The organism is Ectopseudomonas composti (assembly GCF_001567565.1).
Taxonomy (GTDB): Bacteria; Pseudomonadota; Gammaproteobacteria; order Pseudomonadales; family Pseudomonadaceae; genus Aquipseudomonas; species Aquipseudomonas composti_A.
Window position 1 is genome coordinate 1 of sequence record NZ_LSSW01000033.1, and the last position, 25,238, is coordinate 25,238.

The 25,238-nt window shown below is 58.3% G+C and carries 23 protein-coding genes, 1 tRNA gene and 1 riboswitch; of the genes, 10 read left to right on the plus strand and 14 right to left on the minus strand.

The features are described 5' to 3' along the window. Both PCLY_RS23355 and PCLY_RS23360 read right to left on the minus strand, forming a co-directional pair. Positions 1-692, minus strand: a 692-nt coding sequence (locus tag PCLY_RS23355) for an endonuclease (protein ID WP_061243269.1), incomplete at its 3' end; no start/stop codon positions are given. Between the two features lie 111 nt (positions 693-803). Beyond that, positions 804-2,255 carry a high affinity choline transporter 1 gene (locus tag PCLY_RS23360; protein WP_061242826.1) on the minus strand — a complete coding sequence of 484 codons (1,452 nt, stop codon included), beginning with the start codon at positions 2,253-2,255 and terminating at the stop codon, positions 804-806. Positions 2,256-2,351: 96 nt separating this feature from the next. Between PCLY_RS23360 and PCLY_RS24950 the strand changes: the two genes are divergently transcribed. After that, the gene (locus tag PCLY_RS24950) at positions 2,352-2,684 is read left to right on the plus strand and encodes a hypothetical protein (protein WP_156458653.1); all 333 of its coding nucleotides are present in this window, start codon (positions 2,352-2,354) and stop codon (positions 2,682-2,684) included. Here PCLY_RS24950 and PCLY_RS23365 read toward each other — a convergent pair. After that, positions 2,681-3,814 carry a mechanosensitive ion channel family protein gene (locus PCLY_RS23365; protein WP_061242828.1) on the minus strand — a complete coding sequence of 378 codons (1,134 nt, stop codon included), beginning with the start codon at positions 3,812-3,814 and terminating at the stop codon, positions 2,681-2,683. The genes PCLY_RS24950 and PCLY_RS23365 overlap by 4 nt on opposite strands. Before the next feature lie 451 nt (positions 3,815-4,265). Between PCLY_RS23365 and PCLY_RS24955 the strand changes: the two genes are divergently transcribed. Then, entirely contained in the window at positions 4,266-4,982 is a 717-nt protein-coding gene (locus tag PCLY_RS24955) for a hypothetical protein (RefSeq protein ID WP_156458654.1), read from the plus strand. Positions 4,983-5,135: 153 nt separating this feature from the next. On the opposite strand, the gene PCLY_RS23370 is transcribed toward PCLY_RS24955, so the two are convergent. Next, positions 5,136-6,176 (minus strand): DUF2806 domain-containing protein, encoded by a 1,041-nt coding sequence (locus PCLY_RS23370; protein WP_061242831.1) that lies wholly within the window; start codon positions 6,174-6,176, stop codon positions 5,136-5,138. A 497-nt stretch (positions 6,177-6,673) separates the two neighbouring features. Between PCLY_RS23370 and PCLY_RS24960 the strand changes: the two genes are divergently transcribed. Both PCLY_RS24960 and PCLY_RS23375 read left to right on the plus strand, forming a co-directional pair. Next, a complete protein-coding gene (locus PCLY_RS24960) occupies positions 6,674-6,919 on the plus strand; it encodes a hypothetical protein (protein ID WP_156458655.1) in 246 nt (81 codons plus the stop codon). 57 nt (positions 6,920-6,976) lie between these two features. After that, positions 6,977-9,091, plus strand: coding sequence for an AAA family ATPase (locus tag PCLY_RS23375; RefSeq protein WP_082768144.1), 2,115 nt, complete (start codon positions 6,977-6,979; stop codon positions 9,089-9,091). A gap of 544 nt (positions 9,092-9,635) precedes the next feature. On the opposite strand, the gene PCLY_RS23385 is transcribed toward PCLY_RS23375, so the two are convergent. Then, on the minus strand, positions 9,636-9,872 hold the full coding sequence (locus tag PCLY_RS23385; RefSeq protein ID WP_082768146.1) for a DNA-binding protein: 237 nt from the start codon (positions 9,870-9,872) through the stop codon (positions 9,636-9,638). Positions 9,873-10,025: 153 nt separating this feature from the next. On the opposite strand from PCLY_RS23385, the gene PCLY_RS23390 reads away from it, so the two are divergent. From PCLY_RS23390 to PCLY_RS23410, 6 genes are all read left to right on the plus strand, one after another. Continuing rightward, positions 10,026-10,244, plus strand: coding sequence for a hypothetical protein (locus PCLY_RS23390; RefSeq protein WP_059390727.1), 219 nt, complete (start codon positions 10,026-10,028; stop codon positions 10,242-10,244). Then, positions 10,241-10,405 (plus strand): Arc family DNA-binding protein, encoded by a 165-nt coding sequence (locus PCLY_RS24705; protein ID WP_013714357.1) that lies wholly within the window; start codon positions 10,241-10,243, stop codon positions 10,403-10,405. Before PCLY_RS23390 ends, PCLY_RS24705 begins: the two co-directional genes overlap by 4 nt. After that, a complete protein-coding gene (locus tag PCLY_RS23395) occupies positions 10,402-10,614 on the plus strand; it encodes a MerR family transcriptional regulator (RefSeq protein ID WP_061242840.1) in 213 nt (70 codons plus the stop codon). The genes PCLY_RS24705 and PCLY_RS23395 overlap by 4 nt, the downstream gene beginning before the upstream one ends. Next, positions 10,607-11,005, plus strand: coding sequence for a hypothetical protein (locus PCLY_RS23400; protein ID WP_061242842.1), 399 nt, complete (start codon positions 10,607-10,609; stop codon positions 11,003-11,005). The genes PCLY_RS23395 and PCLY_RS23400 overlap by 8 nt, the downstream gene beginning before the upstream one ends. 448 nt (positions 11,006-11,453) lie before the next feature. After that, complete coding sequence (locus PCLY_RS23405) at positions 11,454-12,734, plus strand: hypothetical protein (RefSeq protein WP_061242844.1); 1,281 nt, start codon at positions 11,454-11,456, stop codon at positions 12,732-12,734. Further along, positions 12,734-13,759, plus strand: coding sequence for a phage integrase (locus PCLY_RS23410; protein WP_061243273.1), 1,026 nt, complete (start codon positions 12,734-12,736; stop codon positions 13,757-13,759). The genes PCLY_RS23405 and PCLY_RS23410 overlap by 1 nt, the downstream gene beginning before the upstream one ends. 25 nt (positions 13,760-13,784) lie before the next feature. Here PCLY_RS23410 and PCLY_RS23415 read toward each other — a convergent pair. The 9 genes from PCLY_RS23415 to PCLY_RS23455 form a co-directional block, all read right to left on the minus strand. Then, a tRNA-Gly gene (locus tag PCLY_RS23415) sits at positions 13,785-13,858 on the minus strand. A gap of 73 nt (positions 13,859-13,931) precedes the next feature. Continuing rightward, a complete protein-coding gene (locus PCLY_RS23420; RefSeq protein WP_061242845.1) occupies positions 13,932-14,819 on the minus strand; it encodes an alpha/beta fold hydrolase in 888 nt (295 codons plus the stop codon). A gap of 395 nt (positions 14,820-15,214) precedes the next feature. Next, positions 15,215-15,907, minus strand: coding sequence for a pseudouridine synthase (locus PCLY_RS23425; RefSeq protein ID WP_061242847.1), 693 nt, complete (start codon positions 15,905-15,907; stop codon positions 15,215-15,217). Between the two features lie 3 nt (positions 15,908-15,910). Next, a complete protein-coding gene (locus PCLY_RS23430; protein ID WP_061242849.1) occupies positions 15,911-16,114 on the minus strand; it encodes a cysteine-rich CWC family protein in 204 nt (67 codons plus the stop codon). After that, the gene (locus PCLY_RS23435; RefSeq protein WP_061242851.1) at positions 16,114-17,580 is read right to left on the minus strand and encodes a sensor domain-containing diguanylate cyclase; all 1,467 of its coding nucleotides are present in this window, start codon (positions 17,578-17,580) and stop codon (positions 16,114-16,116) included. The genes PCLY_RS23430 and PCLY_RS23435 overlap by 1 nt, the downstream gene beginning before the upstream one ends. Before the next feature lie 638 nt (positions 17,581-18,218). After that, complete coding sequence (gene uca / locus PCLY_RS23440) at positions 18,219-21,854, minus strand: urea carboxylase (RefSeq protein ID WP_061242853.1); 3,636 nt, start codon at positions 21,852-21,854, stop codon at positions 18,219-18,221. Positions 21,855-22,320: 466 nt separating this feature from the next. Further along, positions 22,321-22,956, minus strand: coding sequence for an urea amidolyase associated protein UAAP2 (locus PCLY_RS23445; protein WP_061242855.1), 636 nt, complete (start codon positions 22,954-22,956; stop codon positions 22,321-22,323). A 10-nt stretch (positions 22,957-22,966) separates the two neighbouring features. Beyond that, positions 22,967-23,695, minus strand: a complete 729-nt coding sequence (locus PCLY_RS23450) for an urea amidolyase associated protein UAAP1 (RefSeq protein ID WP_061242857.1) — start codon at positions 23,693-23,695, stop codon at positions 22,967-22,969. Between the two features lie 95 nt (positions 23,696-23,790). Continuing rightward, positions 23,791-24,858: a putative urea ABC transporter substrate-binding protein gene (locus PCLY_RS23455; protein ID WP_061242859.1), complete on the minus strand. Its 1,068-nt coding sequence runs from the start codon at positions 24,856-24,858 to the stop codon at positions 23,791-23,793. 68 nt (positions 24,859-24,926) lie between these two features. Then, positions 24,927-25,026: riboswitch (guanidine-I (ykkC/yxkD leader) on the minus strand. Positions 25,027-25,238: the final 212 nt, after the last annotated feature.

The following is a 25,238-nucleotide window of genomic DNA, read 5'->3' on the forward strand; positions in this document are numbered from 1 at the left end:
CGTTTGCGCGCACAGCGGCTCATCTCCACCTTGCCCACATAGGGGTTGCCCCAGCCCATCACGCACGCCACCTGCTGGTTGCGTTGCTGCTCCCAGGCCTTGGGCGGGTAGGCCTTGCTCCAGGCTTCGTAGAGCTGCCGATCCTGTTTCGACAGGCGCAGCTTGTAGCGGTCGGCCATATAGAAATAGGTGCGGGCGATCATCCCGCGGATGGCCGGGCGCGGCATGACCTTGCGCGCCTTAAAGTCCACCACCGTCTCGCATCGACCGTATTGATGCGGCTTCTGCGGTAGCCAGGCAAAGCTGTAGTTGCTGCGGTCGCCGTTCACCTCACCGATGCTCGGCACCAGGTTGTGCAGGTCGGCCTCGGCCTTGCGGAACTGCGTATCGTGGGCCGTGCAATTCTTGCGTCCGCCTTTCTGCCAGCACTGGCGCTGATGGCCGATCACCCAGGCCGGGACGATATGTTCCCACTCGATGCGCTGGGCGCGATTGGCGTTCTTGCGCGGCGTGTAGCCACATGAGCGCAGGTCGACGCGATTACCGCTGTACTTGCAGCCGCAATAGAACTCGGTGGATTGCTGCTCATACAGCGGCCAGGCCAGGCGCTTGGCCTCGGCAAAGGTCGCGGGTGCAGCGTGCAGGGAAAGGGCGGTGAGACCGCACAACAGAGGGAGTAGGCGTCGAATCATGGGGCGGCAGAGTAGCCGCCACAGCCGTCGATGTGAAGATGGAAAATCAAGGTTTTTCAACGACTTATATAGTGGCAAAGCGCCCTCCTGCAGACAGGAGGGCGTCGACGCTCACGCCTTGGCCGCGGCGGTGATGGCCTGCACGCTTTCGCCACGATGGCGGCTGAACTGCGGCAGCAGCGAACCGATCAGCATGCCCGCCAGGCTCAGCAGCAGACCCGCCAGTTGCGGCGGCCAGAAGTCGGTTTCCTGGTAGGTCAGCTCCAGGGCTGCCCAACTCGTCAGACCGAAACAGATGGCCAGCAGCGCGCCCTGGGTGGTCGCACGCTTCCAGAACAGGCCGGCGAACAGCGGCACCACCGCGGCCACCAGGGTCACCTTGTAGGCATTGCCGACCATCTCGTAGATGCTAGCCGTGGAGTTCAGGGCGAAGATCGAGGTGGCGATGGTCATGGCCACCACGCTGACGCGCATGGCCAGCAGGAACTGGCGGTCGCTCATCACCGGCACGAAGTTCTTCAGGATGTTCTCGGTGAAGGTCACCGACGGTGCCAGCAGCGTGCCCGAGGCGGTGGACATGATCGCCGAGAGCAGCGCGCCGAAGAACATCACCTGGGCGAACAGCGGCGTGCGCTCCATGATCAGGTGCGGCAGGATCATCTGCGCGTCCTCCGCCAGCCACTGCTGGACCATCGCCGGATCGATCAGCGAGGCGGCGTAGGTGAGGAAGATCGGCAGCATGCAGAACGACAGGTAGAACACCGCGCCGGCCATCGAGGCGCGCGCGGCGATGTTCTCGGTCTTGGCCGACATCACCCGGGCGTACACGTCCTGTTGCGGGATGGAACCGAGCATCAGCGTCACCGCTGCAGCGATGAAGGCGACGATGTCGCGTGGCTCGAAGGCATGCATGAAGGTGAACTTGCCTTCGGCAGCGGCATGGCTTATCACCACATCGGCGCCGCCGGCCATATCGCCGATCAGCCAGGTCAGGTAGCACAGGCCGGCGACGATGATGATCATCTGCATGAAGTCGGTCAGCGCCACCGACCACATGCCGCCGAACAGGGTGTAGAGCAGCACGATGGCGGTGCCGATCAGCATGCCCTGGGTGGTGCTGATCGAGCCGTCGGAGAGCACGTTGAACACCACGCCCAGCGCGGTCAGCTGCGCCGCGACCCAGCCCAGGTAGGAGCCGATGATCACCAGGCTGGTGAAGATCTCCACGTGTGGGCCGTAGCGCTTGCGGAAGAAGTCGCCGATGGTCAGCAGGTTCATGCGGTACAGCGGCCTGGCGAAGACCAGGCCAACCAGCATCAGGCAGCCAAAGGAGCCGAACGGGTCCTCGATGATGCCGGCGAAGCCTTCCTCGATGAAGGTGGCCGGGATGCCCAGCACGGCTTCCGAACCGAACCAGGTGGCAAACACCATGGCCGCCACCAGCGGGAAGGACATGCTCCTGCCGCCGGCAGCGAAATCCTTGGAGTTTTTGACGCGGGTGGATGCATAGAAGCCGACACCGACGGTGAACAGCAGGTAGATCGCAACAAACCAGATCAGCATGGGATGAACACCAGTGGCTCGCCCGTCGTCCGGCGTGGGCAGTGCCCGCTAGGCCGCCTGGACAGACAGAATTGTTGTTTTCATGGCGTGTCACGAATGGCGATCGGTACCCCGCAGGCAATCGCCATAGCGGGTTCACGGCCACCTGCCGCAACGGGCGAGCAGTCTGCCAAAAACGTAAAATATGTCAAACAGATGAAGGGCTTTTTTTTGTGCAAAAGCGATAAACGACAAGCCCTTGATGCGGTGATTACAGCCAGATTGCGCGCCCAGGTGAATTTTCTGGATGACTGTTGTGGATATTTTACGAATGTGCTTGCCACCAATACTGCTGATCGCCAGGCGTCGCGCACGCGTTGGTCGCACCTCAAGGGACGGGCCAGGGACGATGGGGGCTGCAGCAATGGCCTGCCTTGCAGGCGTGGCTAACTGAAGCGTGGCAGGCGCCCATCGCTGGCGGTATCGGCGCGCTCGGTTTGCTGCGGCAGGCCGGCGACCTTGAGTACCGGCATCTTCTCGCCCACCAGGCGCAGGTCGCGGCGAGGCAGGGCGAAGCGCACGTCCAGCTCGCGCAGGGCGTCGAGCAGTTGCAGATTGATCTCCTGCTGGACGTCCATGTACTGGTTGTAGTCCGAGCTCAGCACGATATACACCACCTCGAAGGTCAGCTGGCTTTCATCGAAGCCAAGAAAATGCGCGCGGTCGAAGCGGGTCTTGGGCGTGGCGCGGATAATCTCGCCGACCTTGTTGGCCACCTGACGCACCTTGTCGCTCGGGGTGTCGTAGTTGATGCCGAACTTGAAGACGATACGGCGGGTGTCCATGCGCTTGTAGTTGTGCACGATCTGCCGCAGCAGATCGGCGTTGGCGCACACCACCTGCTCGCCACTGAGGCTGCGGATGCGCGTGGTCTTCAGGCCGATATGCTCGATGGTGCCGGCCACCTCGCCGAACACCACGAAGTCGCCGATCTCGAAGGGCTTGTCGACGCCAATCGATAGCGAGGCGAACACATCGCTGAGCACCGTCTGCACCGCCAGCGCCACGGCGATACCGCCAACCCCGAGGCTGGCCACCAGCGCGGTGATATCCACACCCAGATTGGCCAGGATAGACAGCAGCATCACCGACCACACCACGATCAGGATCATGATGCTCATGATGGTGGTCATCACCGGGTTGTAGTGGCCGCCGCTCTTGCCCATCACCAGGCTGCGCGACCACAGCCGCACGCCGGTATCGACCCACAGCGCGACCTGCAGGGCCAGGGCGACGAACCAGGTATGGCTCAGCGCGCCTTGCCAGGCTAGCGGCAAGTCCGCCAGACGCAACGCCAGCAACAGCGAAAACGCCAGCAACAACAGACGATTGGTGCGGCCGATGACCATGGCGATGAAATGCGCCCAACTGCTCTCCCGATCCTTCGACCCGGCCTTCAGCCGCTTGTGCAGGGTATTCACCAGGGTGCGCAGCACGCTGTAGATCAGCGCTGTAGCGACCAGGACAATCGCCACATTGAGCCAGATATCGCGGTTCAGCCAGATATTCCACTGCTCCATCGCCAGGGCCTCCAGAAAAAGACGTATAGGGTTCTGGTGGCGTTGGGGGGCAGAAGTTCCGGAGGATGGGTGAGTGGTTTGGGTTGGTTCAGTGTTGGGGGAGCCGGACCCTTTCCGGCGTCTCGCTGTGATCCGCAAAGCTCGGCTCTACTGGCCTTGCCGCCTACCCAAGACGGCATTTTTCCGCTATCTCTTGCAGTGATTTCGACACTTTTTCGACAGGCCGTCTGGACAGTTTTCAAGTCTGCCAGTAGCGTCTGGCCATTACGTTGCCTCGGCTGATCGGCTTGGTTGTGGTTTTCCGCCCACCCAGAGTCGCGCTCCTTCTTCTTGTCTTCATGCGAACCAAGACTGTACTGCATGACAAGGAACGTTATCCGACACCGCCAAGGTGTGTTATATGACAGCAATGTCGCCTAATTAATAGTTATGCTTTTTCAGAGTTAGATTCATGGAAATCAAAGTATTTATCAGCAAAGGTGGTGATGAAAGCACATCGCAAAGAGCTTTTGTTGTCGCCGTTATAGATGCGCTGAAGACTGCTGGAATAAAATCTCGGATTATGTATGAGAATGAATGGTCTCATGAGCAGCCGCTAAAAGTTATTAAAAAAACAATTAGTGAATGTGATGGTCTTTTGGTTATTGCTTATACAAGATCTGAGTTTGATAAAGGTAAAGAGCTTAGGGATAATAAAGAAAAAGAGATTCGTGATATTAGACTGCCTACAACATGGGTGCATATAGAAGGTGCGATTGCATATGCATATGAGCTTCCCATTTGGATACTTGCTGAAAGCGGATTGAAGTCTGAGGGTTTGATTGAGAAAGGCTACGATTGGAATGTTTATTGGTCAAGTTTGGATGTAGAGGAAGTTAAGTCCGATAAATTCAGAGGTTATCTCCAAAGCTGGAAATCCGCGATGGAAGAACGAAAGGAAAAAATGTCGAGTACCGCTCCTGAAATAGACTTATCTAAAATTGGTCTTGGTAAATTGCTTTCCATGATCTCTTTACCGCAGCTTTGGAAGGTTGTAGGGGTGCTAGTTGCTGCGTTCACTTTAACCGCTGTGGCGTCATATAAATTAGGTGCTGGTCAGTGGCCGGGGCAAGCCGACCCCGACCCTAACAAGTCAATCCAGCCGACCGCTGACGCTTCGGCTGATTGAGGCGTTATCAGTCGAACTGCTTCACTCGCACTTGGTCTCTCTCTGCTACGGTTTAACAGTGTGTGGCCACAAGAAAATAAATCTGTCCATTTTTTACATGGAACGCTATGTCTGCGACCCATTTGGGGTATTTGCTTGACAAAGCTTTTGATCTTATTGGCTCTTTGAGGGTTTGTGTACCTCAACCTCGTTAAAGTAAGTTACCTGGCCGTTCTCGGCTGGTTTATGGTCTGCAATGATTACTTCTGCTGCTCTTTCTGCGAATAGTAGAGCTATTTTGTAAAAGCATTCTTCATCCTCTGTAGCACCGGCAAGTGTAAATACCTCTTTTCCAAGTGCTGTGAGTGGATATGCTTTTATTGCTATATTTTTTTTGGGGGATGGGTCTTTGATTATGATTAGCTTTCTGTCGGTGAAAAAGTATCCTAGAAAAGAATCTTCAGATCGATTGTTTATTTTGTAATCTAGACCTATCGACTCTACTCCAGAAATTAATCCGATCTGTTGAAGGAATAAGAAGTTATGAAAATTTACGTTCTGATTGCTATAGTGATCAGTTAGCTCTCGGCAAATTACATTCCCCATTACGATTTTTGCAACTTTTTCAATTAACTGTGCTTCGGCCTTGGTAAGGCATTTCAAGAACTCCATGGTTCTGATTGAATAGCTGCCAGGGCTTTTTATTTCTCCCGCTAGCACCCTGCCCCACAAGCTTTGCAGTTCTTCTGAGGAAACTCTTTCTGCATATCCTCGCCATGCGAACAGCCAGTCTCTTTCAACTTCCTTGTCTGAGGGGGCTACTTCGCTCTGAGCTAGTTCGTCTTCAGCCTTAATCATGCTCTTTGCGATATTTATTTCTTTCTGCATGGCTTCGGCAGTTTGAGCTGCAGATGCCAGTCCGCATATGCTTAATTCACCAATATATGGCTCTATGCGGTCGCTCATTAACTTGTCTACTTCTTGCTCACTACGAAGTAGCTTTATTTGGCCGTTGCCACAGTATACTGCTTCGCCAGCTGCGATTTTCTTTGCGTCTTCTTCTGCTTGCGCTAGTGACAAAAGCTCGTCTCTGCGAATTTCATGTCTTGTTTTTCCAAGCCTTTTCTCTTGTGCTGGCTTTAAGATCCCACCGACTCCTTTGTCGATGAAGGAATCCCACATTTTAATTACAAGCTCTTCCCCAAAGAATTTCATCGATTTGACTCCGTTTATCGATAAATAACTTATTCCTTGATCGTGCTACGGGCATACCAGCGCCTAGATGCTTCCTGGGTGATCGCTATCCCGCGTCGGGTTGGCTCAAGTTTCGGTTGGCTTCGTCATAGGCCGCAAGGAAAAGGTGACAGATTTATTTTCCTTTCTAGCGCCTTTTCTGCCTGATCGCAAAGCGCCATCTTTCCCGGCTCAAACCCTTGCGGTCAAGCCCTTCAAACGCCAGAAACGAAAAAGCCCCGTCAGTGATGACGGGGCTTTTTCTTTGCTGTCTGGAGCGGGTGATGGGAATCGAACCCTTTCCAACCCAATGCAGTGATCCGCAATGCCCGGCTTAACTGGCCTTGCCGCCCACCAGCTACAGCTTTTTTCCGCTATCCCTTGCAGTGTTTTCGACAGTTTTTCGACACGCTAGCTAGACAGCTCTGAGGCTGAGGGGTAGCGTTTGGCTATTACAGGGAGGCCTGCCGGAGTTAGCCATGGATGACATTCCCCTATACGCAAATGATCTTGATGCGATTGTCCGTAGTGTTTCGAAGAACGGAGACTTCTTCATGGCTGCTGCGGCGCTAGCATCTGCCTCCCACATACTCAACCCAAGTCAGGCAGTCCGCTTATACGAACATATTCGGGATAATTCCGACAGACTTGAGGTGGAATGGCGGGATGATTTTATTGCTGCATTCTCTGGTGTTGAAAGCTTACTACCAGAACCTTTGTGGTGAATACGTTGATTTAAATAAATCTGCCGCCCTTTTTTAAGGATAAGATGGAACTTTATTATGTATATAAGCAAGGTGATAGTTGGAAAGTTTCGTCATCTAGAAAATGAAGAGCTTGGTCCGTTTGTGTTTAACCATAAGTCATCTGACTTGGTTGCATTTGCTGGTCCAAATGGTAGTGGGAAGAGTTCCGTATTGGAGTTAATCGGATATTCTTTGTCTAACTCATATAGCCTGAATTGGCAGCTATCTAGAACGTTTAGCGGTTTCTCATTTGAGGTTGGGATTGGGTTAAGTCCAGATGAGAAAAGAATTATTATCGATGCCTTGAAGAGTGAGTTGGCGCCAAAAGAGGAACGCCTTTCTCAGCATCTTAAGCAGATAGATGAAAATAACAATCTTGCTGATGAGCTAAAGGCGGTTGAGAAGAGAAACGTTACTGAAGTTCATCGACGCCCTTTAAAGTATCATTACGATATTCTTGAATATTTCACGCATAGCGATGTGTATTACAGGGCTTTTGAATACAATCAAGGAGAGTATGGGAAAAACTCCACGCTTCATAATCAAATTCATTCTTATGTTACGCGGGAATTAAAAGATCTTCTAAAGCGATCATTAGGTTTTTTTCTACGGGCAGACCGGCATTATCCGCAAGCAGGGTTTGATCAGAAGAAAATATTTCAATATGAGAATGTTAAGCGTAAAGAACATCTTTGGACAATGGCGTTTAATACCAGTGAGTTGCAGTATCGGGATATGTATGAGTTCTTGGTGCAGCAGAGATATCACTATTTAAGAGAGTTGGGTAATTATCATAATCAGAAGAATAAAGGAGTTCAGGTCGGGGATGAGCCGACCGATCCTTTGTTGCCATATGAGGAGCTCTTGAATAGGTTGTTCCCGTTCTACAAATTTGCAGACAAAAATGAAGCTGTTCCGTCAAACCTTTTTATAGAAATACCGTCCGGTGAAGTGATTACTTTTAATGATCTTTCTTCCGGTGAGAAAGAGGTTTTCTTTATACTCTCTTTCTTTATACGGCATAATGTTGAGAATGCAATTATTGTTATCGATGAGCCTGAGTTGCATCTGCATCCAGAGCTATCTAGGCTTCTAATTAGGAATATGAAGTCGATTCGCAATGGTAATCAAATATGGGTGGCCACGCATAACTCAGAAATAATAGATGAAGCTGGTAGAGATAAAGTCATATATGTTGCTAGAGATGTCTCTACTAGAAAGGCTAGATTTATAGCTGGTGAGCATGAGCAGGAAGTAATATCTCAGTTGAGAAATATGTTTGGTTTCTCTGGTTATATTGGAGTGGCTAAGAATCTTGTTTTTCTTGAGGGTGATAATTCAAGTCAGGATCGAAAGTTCTACAGTGCTCTGTTCCCGGGTGATAGTTCAAATTTTAAGATTGTTCCGTCAAGCAGTAGTAATAATCTGAATAAAATTAACAGCGCTGTTATGTCGATTGTTCAGGCTAATCTGGGGTGGATGAATTTTTTCCTGATTCGAGATAGGGACTATCTCACAGAGGAAATGGTTATTAAGTATAGGGCTCATTCTGAGGGTAAGGTTTTTGTTCTGTCGAAACATGAAATAGAAAATTATCTTATTAATTTTGAAGTAATTTCCATTGTTTTGTCAGATATTTTTAACATTGAAAAGAGTCCAAGTGATGTTAAGAGCTTGTTTCATCAGGCAGCTATTAAGCTATCTTCTGATGTTGTTAGGGATATGGTTTCATTTAGGTTGAATCTTATTATTAGTCCTCAAGATTTTTCTGTTGGCAAGGTCCTAAGCAAACAGCCTTACTTCGACTCAAGTGATGGGCAGGTGGTCCCGAAAGAAAGCTGTACTGAGGTTCTAAAAAATAAATTCAGTGGTGCTGCGCAGCAAATACATATGTCGCTAGCATCTTCGCTATCTCAGGATAGAATTGTTGCTATCTTAAGTGAGTGTGAGATGGAAGTGCAGTCGGCGCTTGAGTCGGATTTATGGATGAGTTTGTTTCCAGGTAAGGAATTAATAGAAACAGTATCAAAGCAGTTGGGGATTTCTAATCCAATTAGTTTTCAGAACTCTCTGATAAAAGAGTTTTCCAGTAACAGAGGTTATATTGACTCTGAGATTGAGGGGATATTTGATAGAATTAATTCTAACTAGAGTAAGCCATTTAGGGGTGGAATGGCTGATTAAAGTCCCATCCCTCTTTGTTGCAGGCTTAACAGCATCTATCGCTTTTGTGAGTGTTATTTATTTCTCTAAAAATACAACTAGAGATCACCCAGGCAAAGCCCGTAATTATCTTAATACATTCCTTCACTTTCTTTCGGGCATGCCAGTGCCTAGCTGTTTCCTGGATAATCGCTATCCCGCGTTGGGTTGGCTCAAGTTTCGGTTGGCTTCGTCATAGTCAGGGCTGGTCTGGCCAATCTCGGGTGCTATTTGCCCGCTCGCGATCCAGAAGGCGTATTCTGGGAACATCTGCACGATGGCCTCAATGTCCTGTTCGTTGGCTCGTCGCTTTCCATTTCTCAGGTGATACCAGCTGCTGCGGTCTATGCCAGTCAGCTTCTCAAGCTTAGGGGCTGAGAGCTTCTTTCTGTCCCATACGGCTATCAATCGTTCTCTGATCATTCCTTGATTACTTGCTCCGATTCCTTTCCTTAACGGGCATACCAGCGCCTAGCTGCTTCCTGGGTGATCGCTATCCCGCGTTGGGTTGGCTCAAGTTTCGGTTGGCTTCGTCATAGGCTGGGCTGGTCTGGCCGATCTCCGGCGCAGTTTTCCCGCTAGCCAGCCATAGGGCGTACTGGGGGTAAATCTTCACCAGTACGTCGATCTCGTCCGCGCTTACGCGTACAGCGCCCTTGCTGACGTTTCTCCAGCGCTCGTAATCCCCGCCTTGTTCGCTTGCTTTTTTCGGGCCTACCAGCTTGATCAATACGCGTGCTCTATCGGCTGCGCTTTCCATATAGAAAATATTTCCTGAGTAGTAATTGCTCCATCGTGGGGGATGGGTAACAATCACTCCATGGGTAGCTATTACCCATTTCGTTGGTTGCTTATCAATGCCGAACATAGTGGAACAAAGCTTATGGATACGGAAGGTCTCGACCCGCAAAAGCTGCACGGTGCACCACCCTTGATGCCGTGGCAGAAGTTCGCCGAGTGGATCGGCATGGGCGACGAACCCATCGTTGTACGCACCTGGGTAGAACGTAACTACCTGCCTTCGCAGAAGGTCGGCAAACGCACCATGGTCAACGTGGCGTTGCTGACCCGCCAGCTACTGGAACAGGAGTGGACGCTGTGAGCCGAACAGACCCGCAATTCAAGCTGCGCGTACCGCCAGAGCTGCGCGCCAAGATCGAACAGTCCGCCTTCGCCTCGCGCCGTTCGATGAACTCGGAAGTCGTCATTCGCCTGGAAGCGAGCTACGCCCAGGACAAGCCAGCAAAGGAGCCCACGCCATGACACACGTAATAGGCCGCGATCTGTGTGCCATCGATACCTTCGCCACCGCTTGTGGCGTTGAGGAACAGGAGGTGCGCGGCTGGGTACAGAACGGCACCCTGCCAAGCGTCAAGCTGGGCGATCAACGCTTCATCAACGTCAGTCGCCTGCAGGCCGATCTGCTGAGCGGAAAGGATGTCTTTGACGCGGGGGACTATGACCATGACTAGCACTGGCCTGACTCTAGATGCCGCAAGCGCAGTCGACTACATCGGCCAGACCGTTCTGGTCGAACTGTACTGGGATGATGAACCGGAGACCGTCTGGCATTGCCTGCATATCGTCGGTGTCATGCTGCCCGTTGAGGGTGTGTATCCGCATGGATGCTTCATGACCCTGGATCTGAACGGCAGTGACGACTTTCCGAATGAGGTGTTCTTTACGAACATCCGCACTATCAGGGCGATGCGGCACCGCGACCGGCGTGGTTCCGGCAACGTACTGGGCCGCATGACCCTGACCCATTCCGCCGATGGTTCCGGGTCAGGGGCCGCGCTCCCGGCTCGTCGGAACAGCTCCACCGTTCCGGCGAACGGAAGCACGGGCGCAGCGCACCCTTGACCCCACACCATGAAAACGAGCCTGACCACGGGAGAGTGGGGTAGCTTCACCACCCCGCGCTCCCGAGCCCTCGGCGGCAAGAGTGGGATGACAAGGGCAAAGCCCTTGGTGTTGATCTTCAACGCCCGCCAGTGCCGCACAACCTCCACGTCTGATCCTGGGCGTTCCCGCCTGCATCTGCTCCCGCCCACACCTGAAACCCTGCCGGGCTTCCTCGCGTTGATCCTTTACCTGCTGCTGTCCGCCTGGGGGAATAACTGGGTCTCCATGATGAGGCCAGGAAGCCCCTCGCCGAGCGCCTGGACAGTGACAGACGAAGGATGCGGGCCGGCGGTGGGGTTGCGTGCGAGGCACGAGCGCGGGTGCGCGCCGCCGGCCCGCTGACGCCCCTGTAGCACGTCAGAGAGTTAGAGAAAAACTTCCGCATTAATCAGCAATAGGTGAACAGATGAGAAAGCCAAAAGACTTCCTGAGACTCGACATGCTGGCCCGTGAAGACGCGAATGGCCGCCTGTACGTTGATCCAAGCACAACCCGTTTTGTCGACCTGTCGAAAGTCCGTCTGTTGCACTGCGGCGTCGATACCGTCCGCCAGTTGTATCGTGGCCTGATCCGCCCGGACATCATGTGCCTGTTCGACAAGCCCGGCACCATTGTCGATTTCGCGGGTGAACGTTGGCATGCCGGACGGGTCGGCAAGGATTCGGGCTACCAGTACAAGCTCCAGAATGCCGACCTTGGGTTCATCCTGCTGGTGAAGAACTTCAACGCCAAGCAAGAGAACATCGGCCCACACCTGAAAGTCGAAGTGTCACCCCATGCCATCGACAGCCTGTCGCCTGAGCGCCTGCAGGCCCGCATGGATTTCTATGCCGAACAGATCCTCACGCACGTTGAAGTGAACCAGTGCGCCGTCCACATCGCCCTGGATCTGCAAGGCTGGCAACCGCCCGTTGACTTGGTCGCTCACATGCACTGCCGCGCCCGTGCTGCCCGCGATATCTCCGGCATCAAGGAAATCCAGTGGACCCTGGAGTCGGCCACCTACGGCAAAGGCCAGTCCTACCTGTTCGGCTCGGCGGGGAGTGTCCAGCTGGGTATCTACAACAAAACCATACAGGCCCGTGCTGCCGACAAGCTCGACTACTGGGAAGGCGTCTGGAAGCGTCGTGACAGCTTCGACGAAGGCGACCCGGACAACTACGATCCCGAACAAGATGTGTGGCGCGTAGAGCTGCGTTATCACCACTCCGTCATCCAGCAATTCGCCACTGGCTCGGTCGATCTGCACACCGGCAACGCCATTGAAACGAATAGCTTTGCCGGCTTCGCGCCCCACCTCGACGGCCTCTGGCGCTATGGCCTGGGGCAATTCAAACTGCTGGCCCGCCCTGGGTACTTCGAACCCATCTGGACCCTGATCCGTGACGACGCCCGCGTCGATCTACCGGTCGATTCCCTGCTCGATGACACCGAATACAAGCGCAGCTACAAGACGTCTCGCGGCTTCTCCGGCAAGAACGTGGAACTGTTCCTGGGAAACTTCGTTAGCCTGCTGGCAAGGGAGCGAGTGGGCGTAAAAAAGGCGTTCTCCACCCTAAAACAATGGGACTGTTGGCCCGTTATACGGGATCACTACGCGGCCAAGGAAATGAGTGAGCGTGACCTCTACAAGCACATAAAAAACATCCTGGAGGAACGACACGTCAGGTGGGGCAGGGCGGTCTGATGGCGATCATCCAACAACCTGACGGACGCTGGAAGGTCGACGTCGAACCCATCAAGGGCCGGCGCTTCCGCAAGACCTTCAAGACCAAGACCGAGGCACAACGGTTCGAAACGTCCTGCCGGGCCAAGGTGATGGAAACGCCCGAGTGGGCACCCAAGCCAAAGGATCGCCGCAAGCTCTCTGAGCTGTTCGCCCGCTACTACGATCTGCACGGTCACACCCTGGCTGACTCCAAGCGCTTGCAGCAGGTGTTGGCAAACATCGCTCGCGACCTGGGCGACCCGCTCGCGGTCAAGTTCACCGCTGACCAGTTCTGCACCCTGCGCGGCAAGCAACTGGCTGAGGGCATGCACGGCAAGACGCTGAACAACCGCTTGGGCTACGTGAAGTCGGTATTCAACGAGCTGCATCGCCTAGGTGATATCGACTACCCGAACCCGTTGGCCAAGGTGCGTCCGTTACGCCTGCAGGAACGCCCGCTGTCGTACCTCACCCAAGAGCAGATAGCCGAGCTGCTGGAGACCTTCGACCACTACCCGAACTGCACGCATATGGCGTTGATTGCTCGCGTCTGTCTGGCCACCGGGGCACGTTGGGGAGAGGCTCAGGGGCTGGTGCCGTCCAGGGTGAAGAATGGCGCTGTGACCTTCGCCAATACCAAGTCGAGACGCACACGAACCGTGCCGATCGCGCCCGCCCTGGAGCGCATGCTGTTGGACTATTTCAGGGAGTACGGGCCGTTCCCGAACTGCATCCGGCATTTCAGCCGAGTGCTGCTGTCGACCTCGATCACGCTTCCGGCCGGACAAGCCACGCACGTTCTGCGGCACACCTTCGCCAGTCACTTCGTTATGGCCGGTGGCAATATCTTGACCTTGCAGAAGGTCCTAGGGCATTCCTCGGTGACGATGACCATGCGCTATGCACACTTGTCGCCTGATCACCTGCAGGATGCGCTTCGGCTAAATCCCATCGTCGACACTTTATCGACACTTCCAAAACCCGGAAACGAAAAAGCCCCGTAAAAACAGGGCTTTAACTTTGCGATTTTGGAGCGGGTGATGGGAATCGAACCCACGGCTCTAGCTTGGGAAGCTAGGGTATTACCATTATACGACACCCGCAGCGGGTGCCTTTATACCGGAAGCGGCGGCGGAAATGAAGCGCAAAGCGTATCCGCTTTGCGCTCGGTGCCCGTCATACCGCTATCGCCTGGAGGTCGCGCAGGTCGCCTTTGACCGGCAGTTGCAGGCGTCGGCTGGGGGCGTTGAAGAAGTCCAGCAGCACGCGTTGGGTCTGCAGCCAGGCGGCCTTGTGTTCCATGTCGAGGAAGTGGCCGGCGTCGTCGATCACGGCGAACTGGGCGTGGTCGATGTGCTGGGCGAACAGGCAGGCGTCTTCCACCGAGGTGTATTCGTCACGGTCGCCGTTGACGAATACCAGCGGAATGTCGATGGCCTGCAGGCATTCCTTGCTGCAGTTCGCTTCCATGTTCAGCACTTGCTTGATGTGCGTGTACATCTGCCGGTACTCGTGCTCGTCCAGGGTGCTGATGTGCTTGTGGTTGAAGCGCTTGAACAGCGACGGCAGATGCTTGCCGATGGTGCTGTTGACCAGCAGGGCGACGTTGTCGCGGTCTATCGAGCCGAGGAAGCGCAAGCCTTTGTGCAGGTAGTCGAGCATCGGCACGTTGAGGATCGGTGAGAAGGAGCAGATGGCTGCCTTCTCCAGCGTCGCCGGGCGTTGGGCCATGGCGAGCATGGAGGCGACGCCACCCCAGGAAAAGGACATCAGGTAGTTGGCGCCGTAGTGGTCGATCAGCTTCAGCAGGATCGCCGCTTCGTCTTCCTTGGTGATGGGCGTGAAATCGCTGTTGTGCGGTTTCGACTGGCCGGCGTAGGGCTGGTCGAAGGCCACCACGTTGTACTGTGGCTGCAGGTACTTGACCGTTTGCGCGAACGAGGCCGTGGTCGCCAGAGAGCCATTGACCAGGATGATGGTCTTGCTTGCTGCCGGGTTGCCGTAGAACTCCGTGTGTACCTTGTGCTTCCTGTTGATCTCGACGACTGCGGTTTCTGGCCTCATGTCGTTTCCTCCTGGCGCAAGTGTGTCAAGGCGAGCGGGCGACCGTTCGCGTTGTTTTGAGCAGTTAGAAAAGCGCCTGAGCGTGACAGCTTGATGTCAGGCTGGGGATTCTTATAAGTCTAGGAATTTCAATCAGTTAGGATCGAAACAGGCGAGCGCTCCAGGCCTTTTCGAGGGCCGGGAGAGGGCGGTGTTACCAGGCAGGAATCCAGTCGGTGCAGAGCACCAGCAACCGAAAAACATTTTCATCCGTCTAGCTGTGACCGATCAGTCACGCAAAGACTTGTGATTCGATTCAAGCAGCTCCCTTGCAGCCATGCAAGGCCGAGTCACATCTTTATGGACGATTGAGCTGACCGTTGGTCGGGTAGTCAGATTCAGGCGCAGGATGACGATCAAACGCTGGCGATTTCCGTATCCGTCAGGGCGCGGTATTGGCCCGGGGCGAGCTGCGGGTCGAGGACGATGTCGCCCATGCTTTCGCGGTGCAGGGCGACGACGCGGTTGCGGAAGTGGCCGAACATGCGCTTGACCTGGTGGTAGCGGCCTTCGAACAGGGTCAGGCGGGCTTCGTAGCTGCTCAGCATGTCGAGCTGGGCGGGTAGGGTGGTGAGGTCTTCGAAGGCGAAGTACAGGCCGCGTGCGAAGACCTCGGCGTACTCGGTGGTGATCGGCTGTTCGGTAGTGACGTAGTAGACCTTGGGTTTGCGTTGCTGCGGCTGGGTGATACGCCGCGACCAGCGCCCGTCGTTGGTGATCAGCAGCAGGCCACTGGTGTTCAGGTCGAGGCGGCCGGCCAGGTGCAGCTCGTGTTTGTCCGGCTCGTCGAGCAGGTCGAGGACGGTGCGGTGTTCGTCGTGCTCGGTGGCGCTGACCACGCCGACCGGTTTGTGCAGCATCCAGTAGCGCGCGCTGCGCCCGGCTTGCAGCAGTTCGTCGTCCAGCTCGACGCGCTGGAAGTCGCGTACGTCGAAGCGCGGGTCGTGCACCACCGCACCGTCCACACGCAGGCGTCCGGCACTGATCAGCAGGCGGCTGTCCTGGCGGCTGAAGCGGGGGAAGTTGCTGAGGAAGCGATCCAGGCGCATGGCTCAGTGCTGCTCGCCGCGCTCGACTGCATCCTGCACGCCGGCGCAGGCGGGGCACAGGCAGGCCTGGTCACGTTGCTCGGGTGTCAGGCGCTGCAGCGCGGCCGGGTCGATCTGCGCCTCGAAGCACCAGCAGGGTTCGTCGCGCCCGGCGGCGACACTGCACTGGTTGGCCTTGCCGCATAGCGGGCAGCGTTGGGTGTCCATCAGTTATCGACGCAGACGCGGTCGCGCCCGGCCTGCTTGGCGCGGTACAGCGCGCGGTCGGTGCGGCCGAGCAGGGCGTGCAGGCTTTCGCCGGCTTGCCACTGGCTAAGGCCGAGGCTGACGGTGACCTGCAAGGTCTGGCCTTCGACCTGATAGCGCTGTTCGGCGCATTGCTGGCGCAGTTTTTCGGCCAGGTCATGGGCGGCCTGGCGGTCGGTATTCTTCAGCAGCAGGATGAATTCTTCGCCACCCCAGCGGCAGAGAATGTCGGACTGACGCAGCCGCTCGCGCAGTTGCTGAGCGAAGCGTTGCAGCACTTCGTCGCCGGCCAGATGACCGTACTGGTCGTTGATCGACTTGAAGTTGTCCAGATCCAGCAGTACGGCGCACAGCGGGCTGGTGTCGCGCTGCGCTTCCTGCAGTGCCTGTTCGGCGAGGATGTCGAAGCCACGGCGGTTGGGCAGCTCGGTGAGGCTGTCGGTGGTGGCCAGGGCCTCGATGCGCTGCTGGTAGCGACGAATCGCCAGGTTGACCAGGACAAGGACGATGCTGGTGACCAGCAGGCACAACAGCAGGTTGATGTAGAGCCCCTGGCGGATGCCGGCCAGGGCCTTGTCGTGCTTGTCGACGAACAGGTACCACTCCAGTTCGGGGATGTAGCGCACGTTGAGGAAGTGTTCGTGGCCCTGTTCCTGATACTCGAACTGGCCACTCTGCGGCGTTGGCAGTTTCTCCATCAGGTTTTCCAGGCCGGGGATGTCGACCAGTTTGTCGCCGACCTTGGCGCCCAGCGGCCCGCCCTGGGCGCCGGTAAGGGTGATGCGCCCGGTGGTGTCGACGAAGTAGACGCTGCGCGAGTAGCGCTGCTGGTATTCATCGATCAGCTTGACCACCGCATCGACGGCCAGGCCGACGCCGGCAGCGCCGATGAAGTTGCCCTCGTAGTCGAGCACCTTGTAGTTGATGAAGATGGTCAGACGGTCGGCGTTGGCCATGTCGACGTCGACATTGATTTCATAGGGCTCCGGCAGCATGCGCACGCGGTAGTACCAGACGTCGCGTGGCTCGTTCGGTTTGACCTTCTTCAGCACGCCCTTGGACTGGTAGTAGACGCTGCTCTTGTCGGAGACGAAGAAGCTGGTGAAGGCGCCGTAATGCTCCTGCACTTCGCGCAGGTAGCGGGTCATCTGCTCGGTGTCCTGCTCGCCGGCCAGCACCCAGTCACGCAGGAAGGTGTCGCGGGCCATCATCGAAGAGATGAGCGTGGGGCGTACCAGGTCTTTCTGGATTTCCGAATAGACGGTATCGGAGGTCAGCGGCAGTTCGGTGTTGATGATGCTGTCGCGGATCGAGTCGCGCGAGGCGTAGTAGCTCAGCAGCGAGGTGGTGAGAAAGCCGCTACCGAGCAGGAACAGGAGCAGTAACACCAACGAGGTTTGCGTGTGCCTTTTGGGGCGCAAGGGCATGGGAGAATCCGGGAGCGGGTGGATGGCGTGATGCTAGCTTGCCGGAAGGGGATAGCGCCAGTTGTGATCACAATCGGCGCTGTTTATCGGTTGCGAATGTCTGGGGGGAGGGTTCCCGGATTGCATCCGGGCTACGGGGCTATGTAGGAGCGGATTTATCCGCGACTGGAGTTGCCGGTATTACGGTGGGGCATGAGGTTGTCGCGGCTAAAGCCCCTCCCACAGGGGGGGCTTGGGGCGTTGGCGAGATCGCGGCTGAAGCCGCTCCTACAAGGTGTTGGTGGTCTTGGGGACGCTGGTGTATCGCGACTGTAAGGGAATGCCGCCCAGCCGCTCCTAAGGAGCGCTGCTGTTCGTGGGGAGAACGCCTCCCGCAAGGACTGGTCAGAGGCGCTTTAGCGGCGAGCTTATCGAAGCAGTCGCGGCTAAAGCCCCTCCCACAGCGGGCGCTTGGGGCTTTGGTGAGATCGCGGCTGAAGCCGCTCCTACAAGGTGTTGGTGGTCTTGGGGCGCTGGTATATCGCGGCTGTAAGGGAATGCCGCCCAGCCGCTCCTATGGGGGCGCTGCTGGTCGTGGGGAGAACGCCTCCCGCAAGGACTGGTCAGGTCCTGTGGGAGGCGCTTTAGCGGCGAGTTTTTCAGGCTTCTTCAAGCACCACCACGCGCTGCCCGGCACGCACCGGCGAGCCCGGTTGCACGCGTACTTCGCGCACGGTGCCGGCTATTGGTGCGGTCAGTGGGATCTCCATCTTCATCGACTCGAGGATCACCAGTACGTCGCCGGCCTGCACCTGGGTGCCGGCCTCGACCTGCACCTGCCAGAGGTTGCCCGCTACATGGCTTTCGATGGCGTGTTGGCCGGCGGCCAGTGGCGCATCCTCGCCCTGTTCGGGCGCGGCCTCTTCGACCTCGAAGTGGGCCTGGCCGTTGTCGATCCAGCGCTGACGTTCGGCGTCGAAGGCGGCGCGCTGCTGCTGGCGGAAGGCGGCGATGCCCTCGGCTTCGTCATCGAGAAACTGCTGGTAGTCGGCCAGCGCCAGTTCGCTCTGTTCGATGCGCAGCGGGTAGCGGCCCAGCGGGAAGTCGCGGCGGATGCGCAGCAGCTCGTCGGCCGAGACCGGGTAGAAGCGGATCTGGTCGAAGAAGCGCAGCAGCCACGGCTTACCGTCGAAGGCCTCGACCGCGCGGTAGCGGTTCCACATCTGCAGGGTGCGGCCGACGAACTGGTAGCCGCCGGGGCCTTCCATGCCGTACACGCACATGTAGGCGCCGCCGATGCCGACGGAGTTTTCCGCCGTCCAGGTGCGCGCCGGGTTGTACTTGGTGGTGACCAGGCGGTGGCGCGGATCGAGCGGGGTAGCCACCGGCGCACCGAGGTAGACGTCGCCCAGGCCCATGACCAGGTAGCTGGCGTCGAACACCGTGCGGTAGACCTCGTCCAGATTTGGCAGGTCGTTGATGCGGCGGATGAACTCCAGGTTGCTCGGGCACCAGGGCGCGTCCTTGCGCACAGTGGTCATGTACTTGTCGATGGCCAGCTGGCAGGCCGGGTCGTCCCAGGACAGCGGCAGGTGGACGATACGCGACGGCACGCGCAGGTCTTGCGCGGCGCAGACGGCGTCCCACTCGCCGGCGACGATGTCGAGCAGCGTCTGCAGTGCCAGGGTTTCCGGCTGGTAGTGCAACTGCAACGAGCGGATGCCCGGCGTCAGGTCGATCACGCCGTCGAGTTGCATGGCTTGCAATGCCTGCATCAGCGCGTGGCCGCGGAAACGCAGCACCAGATCGAGTTCCGGCTGGCCAATTTCCAGCAGCAGATGGGTGTCGCCGGACAGGCGCGCGACCAGGCGGGTATCGCCTTCGCCGAGGTCGAGGACGATGGGGCTTTGGAGGGCCTTTGTGGGAGGGGCTTCAGCCGCGACAGAAGCGGCGCAATTGTCGCGGCTAAAGCCCCTCCCACCGAGTTCGGCGTATTCGCGTGCATTGCTTTGCGCCAACGCCCGCGCCGTGGCGATATCCACCGGCACGAAGCGCACCTTGTCGCCGGCCTTGAGCTGGCCGAGCTGCCACAGGTCGGCTTCGATGATGGTTACCAGACAGACGAAACCGCCCAGGCTGGGGCCGTCCGGGCCGAGGATCACCGGCATGTCGCCGGTAAAATCCACCGCGCCGATGGCGTAGGGGTTGTCGTGGATGTTGGACGGGTGCAGGCCGGCTTCGCCGCCACTGTCGCGCACCCATTCCGGTTTTGGGCCGATCAGGCGCACGCCGGTGCGGCTGGAGTTGAAGTGCACTTCCCAGTCGGTGGCGAGGAAGTTGTCGACATAGGCGGGCGTGAAGTATTCCGGCGCGCCGTGCGGGCCGTAGATCACCCGCAGTTCGCGCACCGCCGGCAGGGCCGGGCAGAGTTCGGCGGGCAGTTGTGCGCCGGCCTCACGGCTATCGAGCGGCAGCAGATGCAGCACGTCACCGGCACGCAGGGCGCGGCCGCCATGGCCGCCGAACTGGCCGAGGGTGAAGGTGCTCTTGCTGCCCAGGTAGTCCGGCACCTGGATGCCGCCACGGATGCTCAGGTAGCTGCGCGCGCCAGCACCCGCGATGGTGCCGAGGGCCAGGGTGCTGCCGGCCTTGACCAGCAGCGCGGTGTTCATTGGTTGCTGCGCGCCATCGACGCTTAGCGGTATCTCGGCGCCGGTGACGGCCAGCATGGCGTCGCAGTTGAAGCGCAGGCTCGGGCCGCTCATGGTGATTTCCAGGCCGGCGGCGCCTTCTGCGTTACCCAGCAGGCGATTGCCCAGGCGCAGCGCGCGGTCATCCATCGGCCCGGATGGCGGTACGCCTACCGCCCAGTAGCCGAGGCGGCCGGGGAAGTCCTGCACACTGGTCTGGGTGCCGGCGCTGAGCACCTCGAAGGTGCTGGCCTGGTAAACCAGATTCTCCAGGCAGCGCGTCCACGGCGAGCCGCTGGCGAAGGGCGCGTCAGTGAGGATCTGGCGCAGGTAGTCGCGGTTGCATTCCACGCCGTACAGCAGGGTGCCTGCCAGCGCCTGATCCAGTGCGGCGCTGGCCCGTTCGCGGGTTGGCGCCCAGGTGATCAGCTTGGCGATCATTGGGTCGAAGTAGGGCGGAATCTCGCAACCGGCCTCGACCCAGGTGTCGATGCGCAGGGCCTTGCCGTCGGCTTCGGGAAACTGCACGGCGGTGAGCAGGCCGGGGCTGGGCTGGAAGTCGCGACCCGGGTCTTCGGCATACAGGCGCGCCTGGATGGCATGGCCGCTGGGTTGCAGCGTTGCCGCCAGCTCACTCAGCGGCGCCAGATCACCAGCCGCCAGCTCGATCATCCAGCGCACCAGGTCGACGCCCCACACCTGTTCGGTGACGCCGTGCTCGACCTGCAGGCGGGTGTTCACTTCCAGGAAGTAGAAGCGCTCGGCCTCGCTGTCGTAGACGAATTCGACGGTGCCGGCGCTGCGGTAATTCACCGCCTTGGCCAGCTTGATCGCGGCGGCGCACAGTTCATCGGCCATGCCGGCGGGCAGGTTGGGTGCCGGGGTTTCCTCCAGCACCTTCTGGTTGCGCCGCTGCACCGAGCAGTCGCGCACGCCGAGGGCGAGCACCTCGCCCTGGCCGTCGCCGAACACCTGCACTTCCAGGTGGCGGGCGCGCTGGATGTATTTCTCGATGAATACGCCTGAGTCGCTGAAGTTGTTCTGCCCCAGACGCTTGACCGCCTCGAAGGCCTCGGAGAGTTCTGCTGCCGAGCGGCACACGCGCATGCCGATGCCACCACCGCCTGCGGTGCTTTTCAGCATCACCGGGTAGCCGACCTGTTCACCGGCCTTGAGCGCGGCGTCGAGGTTTTCCAGCAGCTCGGTGCCTTCGAGCATCGGCACGCCATGCTGTTTGGCCAGGGCGCGGGCGGTGTGCTTGAGGCCGAAGACGCGCAGCTGTTCTGGTGTTGGGCCGACGAAGGCGATGCCGGCCGCTTCGCAGGCTTCGGCGAAGGCCGCGTTTTCGGAGAGAAAACCATAACCGGGGTGAATGGCCTTGGCGCCGCTGGTTTTGGCAGCGGCGAGAATCTTGTCGACCACGAGGTAGGTCTGCGCGGCCGGGCCGTCGCCGAGGGAGAGGGCTTGATCGGCCTGCTGGATATGCAGGCTGGCGGCGTCGGCTTCGGAATACACGGCCACGCCACCGACGTTCAGCTCACGCAGGGTGCGCAGGATGCGGCAGGCGATGGCGCCACGGTTGGCGATTAGAAGTTTCTCGAACATATCCGCTCCCGAGACAGTTCAAAGCTGCTGCGCTCCACCATGCGGCGTTGGCAGGCAGTTCGAAATGCTCATTTGCTCCAGCAAACTCCGCTTTCTCACTGGCTGCCGCCTTGCCAGATGTTGGCTCGCGACGCTTTGCTTGTGCCTCGTATAAAGTGGCGGGCCGTCCCGCCGTCATTTGTCATGGGCCACGGTCGTCCGTGGTGAAATCCGGTGATGCGTGGTCCCTGTGTAGGAGCGCTCGGGCGGCGTTCCGCTTCAGCCGTGAACCGGCGCAGCCGGTGGATGTAGAAAGCGACATCCACCCTACGGGGTATCGCGGCTGAAGCCGCTCCTACAGATCTTGCGGCCTCACAGCCTGGATGCGATCCGGGTTACTGCTGTAGGAGGGGCTTTAGCCGCGAGCTCTTGAATGGCTGTCGTGGCTGAAGCGAAACGCTGCTCGGTCCTTCCCACAGGAAAATCATCAATCCCACACCAGCACTTCGGCGGGCGTCGGGTTCCAGCCGTTGCAGGGGTTGTTCAGCTGCGGGCAGTTGGAGATCAGTACGATCACGTCGGTCTCGGCTTTCAGCTCCACGTACTTGCCGGGGGCGGAGATGCCGTCCTCGAAGGTCAGGCCGCCCTCCGGCGTTACGGGAACGTTCATGAAGAAGTTGATGTTGGCGCCGATGTCGCGCTTGCTCAGGCGACCGTCGTGCAGGCTGGCGCGCAGGAAGTTGTCGCGGCAGCTGTGCATGTAGCGCTTGTCCAGGGCGTAGCGCACGGTGTTGCTCTCCTGGGCGCAGGCGCCGCCGAGGGTGTCGTGGCGGCCGCAGGTGTCGGCGACTATGGTCAACAGCGGCTTGCCGAGGTTGGAATAGAGCACCGTGCCGGTGCTCAGGTAGACCTTGTTCTGCTTGCGCAGGGTACGTTGCGGGTCGAAGCGCTCGCGCGGATTACGGGCGGCGAAGAACAGGGTATCGATGGCCTGGTTGCCTTCCAGATCATGCAGGCGCAGGGTCTGCCCGGCCTTGACCTCGAACAGGTAGGGTTCGCCCGCCGGGATGGTGTGGCGGAAGCTGGCGGTTTCGGGATGCAGGTTGCTTGCGGTCAGGCTCATGTCGGCATCCTCAGAGGTACTGGCGTTCGGTGTTGTGGAAGGCGCGGCCGTTCTCCGGGCGCGAGGTGCGGCAGAGCACGCTGATGCCATCGCTGGCCACCTTGCTCCAGGCGAGCTGCACCGGCTTGGGCGCGTACTGCGGGTTGGGGTCCATCGGGTGCTGCAGGGCGGTGAGCACAACCAGGCAGTCCATCGGCGCGTACAGCTCGATGTAGTCGCCGGCCTTGCTGTTATTCGGTTGGAAGTGGAAGGCGCCTTCGGCGTCGACATCCACGCGGCTGAACAGGTTGAGGTTCATCAACAGGTCTTGCAGGTTCAGATCCCACTTGCCCATTTCCACCAGCAGGTTGTCCATGCCGTTGCGGAAGAAGCCATTGCGCAGTTCCTGGTAGCGGCCCTGGCCATATTTCTCCAGCGTTTCCTCGGCATTGAGCACGCCGCCGAAGCTGTCGTGCCAGCCGCAGGTGTCGGCGGTGACGGCGGCGAGTACCTTGCCCATGTCCGAGTACAGGCAGTGGCCGGTGGTGAGCTTGGCGGTGTGCTGGCCCTTGAGGGTGTCCGGCAGGTTCAGCCGTTCGCTTTTCTCAAGGGCGTTGAACAGCAGCAGGCTGACGTTGGCGCCGCCTTCGAGATCGGTAATGCGCAGCAGTTGACCGCGCTTGAGGACGAAGGAAGTGTGGCCGCCGCCGGGAAGGGTTTCCTCATAGAGGGTGGCGCGCAGGGTGGGGGCAGTTGTCATGGGTACCTCGGAATCAAAGCCTGGTCGTCAGGCGCCGGCAGTGGCGCCTGATCATCGTTGCGATGGGGTTCAGGGCGGGCTTTTAGCGCTGCCCGTCAGAGCTTGCCGTCGACGGCCATCTGTATGTAGCTCGGGTCGAAACGCAGCTTGATGTTGGCGCTGTCGCCAGTGCTCACCCCGCCGGCGAAGGTCATGCCGATGGCGTCGGCGCTGCGCGCGCCTTCACCAAGGATGCCGTGTTCGAAGCTGAAGTTGGCGACCTTGGTCATGGTCTCCGGCAGGGCCGGGCTGGTGACGAAGTCCAGGGTTTCCTGCGGCGTGTAGAACAGCTTGGTGGTCGCCAGCTGGGCCTGGAAACCGGCCAGGTCGGTGCCGGAGGCCTTGGCCATGTCGGTCAGGGCTTCAGTGGCTTCTGGCGTGCCGGACTGCATCAGCTCGAGAATCTCGAACCAGGCGCCGACCAGGGCCTTGCCGAAGTCCGGGTTGTCCTTCAGGGTCTGGGTGTTGACCACCATCATGTCGAGGATCTCGCCGGGAATCTTCGACGAGTCGAACACTTCGGTGCTGCCGGGCTGGGCCTTGATCTCGGCGAGCATCGGGTTCCAGGTGGCGGCAGCCTGCACGCTCGGGGTGGAGTAGGCGGCGATGATGTCGGCATCGGAGGTGTTCACCACCGTGACGTCGCGCTCGCTCAGGCCAGCGGTTTCCAGGGCGCGGGCAAGGAAGTAGTGGGAAACCGACAGCTCCACCAGGTTGACCTGCATGCCCTTGATATCGGCCAGGGCCTTGCCTTCACCCTTGATCAGCAGGCCGTCGTTGCCGTTGGAGTAGTCGCCGACGATCAGCGCGGTGCTGTCCACGCCACCGGCGGCGGGGATGGTCAGGGCGTCCATGTTGGTCATGGTGCAGCCGTCGAACTGGCCGACGCTGTACTGGTTGATCGACTCGACGTAGTCGTTGAGCTGCACCACATCGATGTTGATGCCGTACTTCTTCGCCCATTTGTCGATGATGCCGGAGGTGCTGACATGGCCCCAGGGCATCCAGCCAGCGTAGAGCGTCCAGCAGACGCTGAAGTTGTCTTTCTTCTCGGCGTGAGCGCTGAAGCTGAGCACCGCGGCCAGACCGGCAGCGGCGAAGGAGAGCAGACGGTACTTGCGCATTTGGAACCTCCAGTCTTGATGAGTACGGGCAGGAGTCGCGGCACGTTTCGATGCGTTCGAAAGGCGCGTTCTCCCGGGCTTTTATCCCGCCGTGTAACCTCACTGGAGGTCGATGACTCTCGGACCAGTCACCCGCTTGCGCGGATCGGAACCCTAGTCATCCATTTCGCAAATTGTGGTGCCGCGATTCCGGGAAACCCCGGTGAAAACCTGCACACCCAGGCTTTAGCGAATAGCGTGCCAGCTCGCCCAGGCCCGTGATTTGGCGCTCTGCCGGCGCAGCTGGCAGATTGCGTGCTGCCTGATGGGGCTGGCGCGGTGCGATTTGCACCGTTGCGGGGCGATTTGTTGCTGGCAGGGCCGGTTGCTGTCGCCATGGT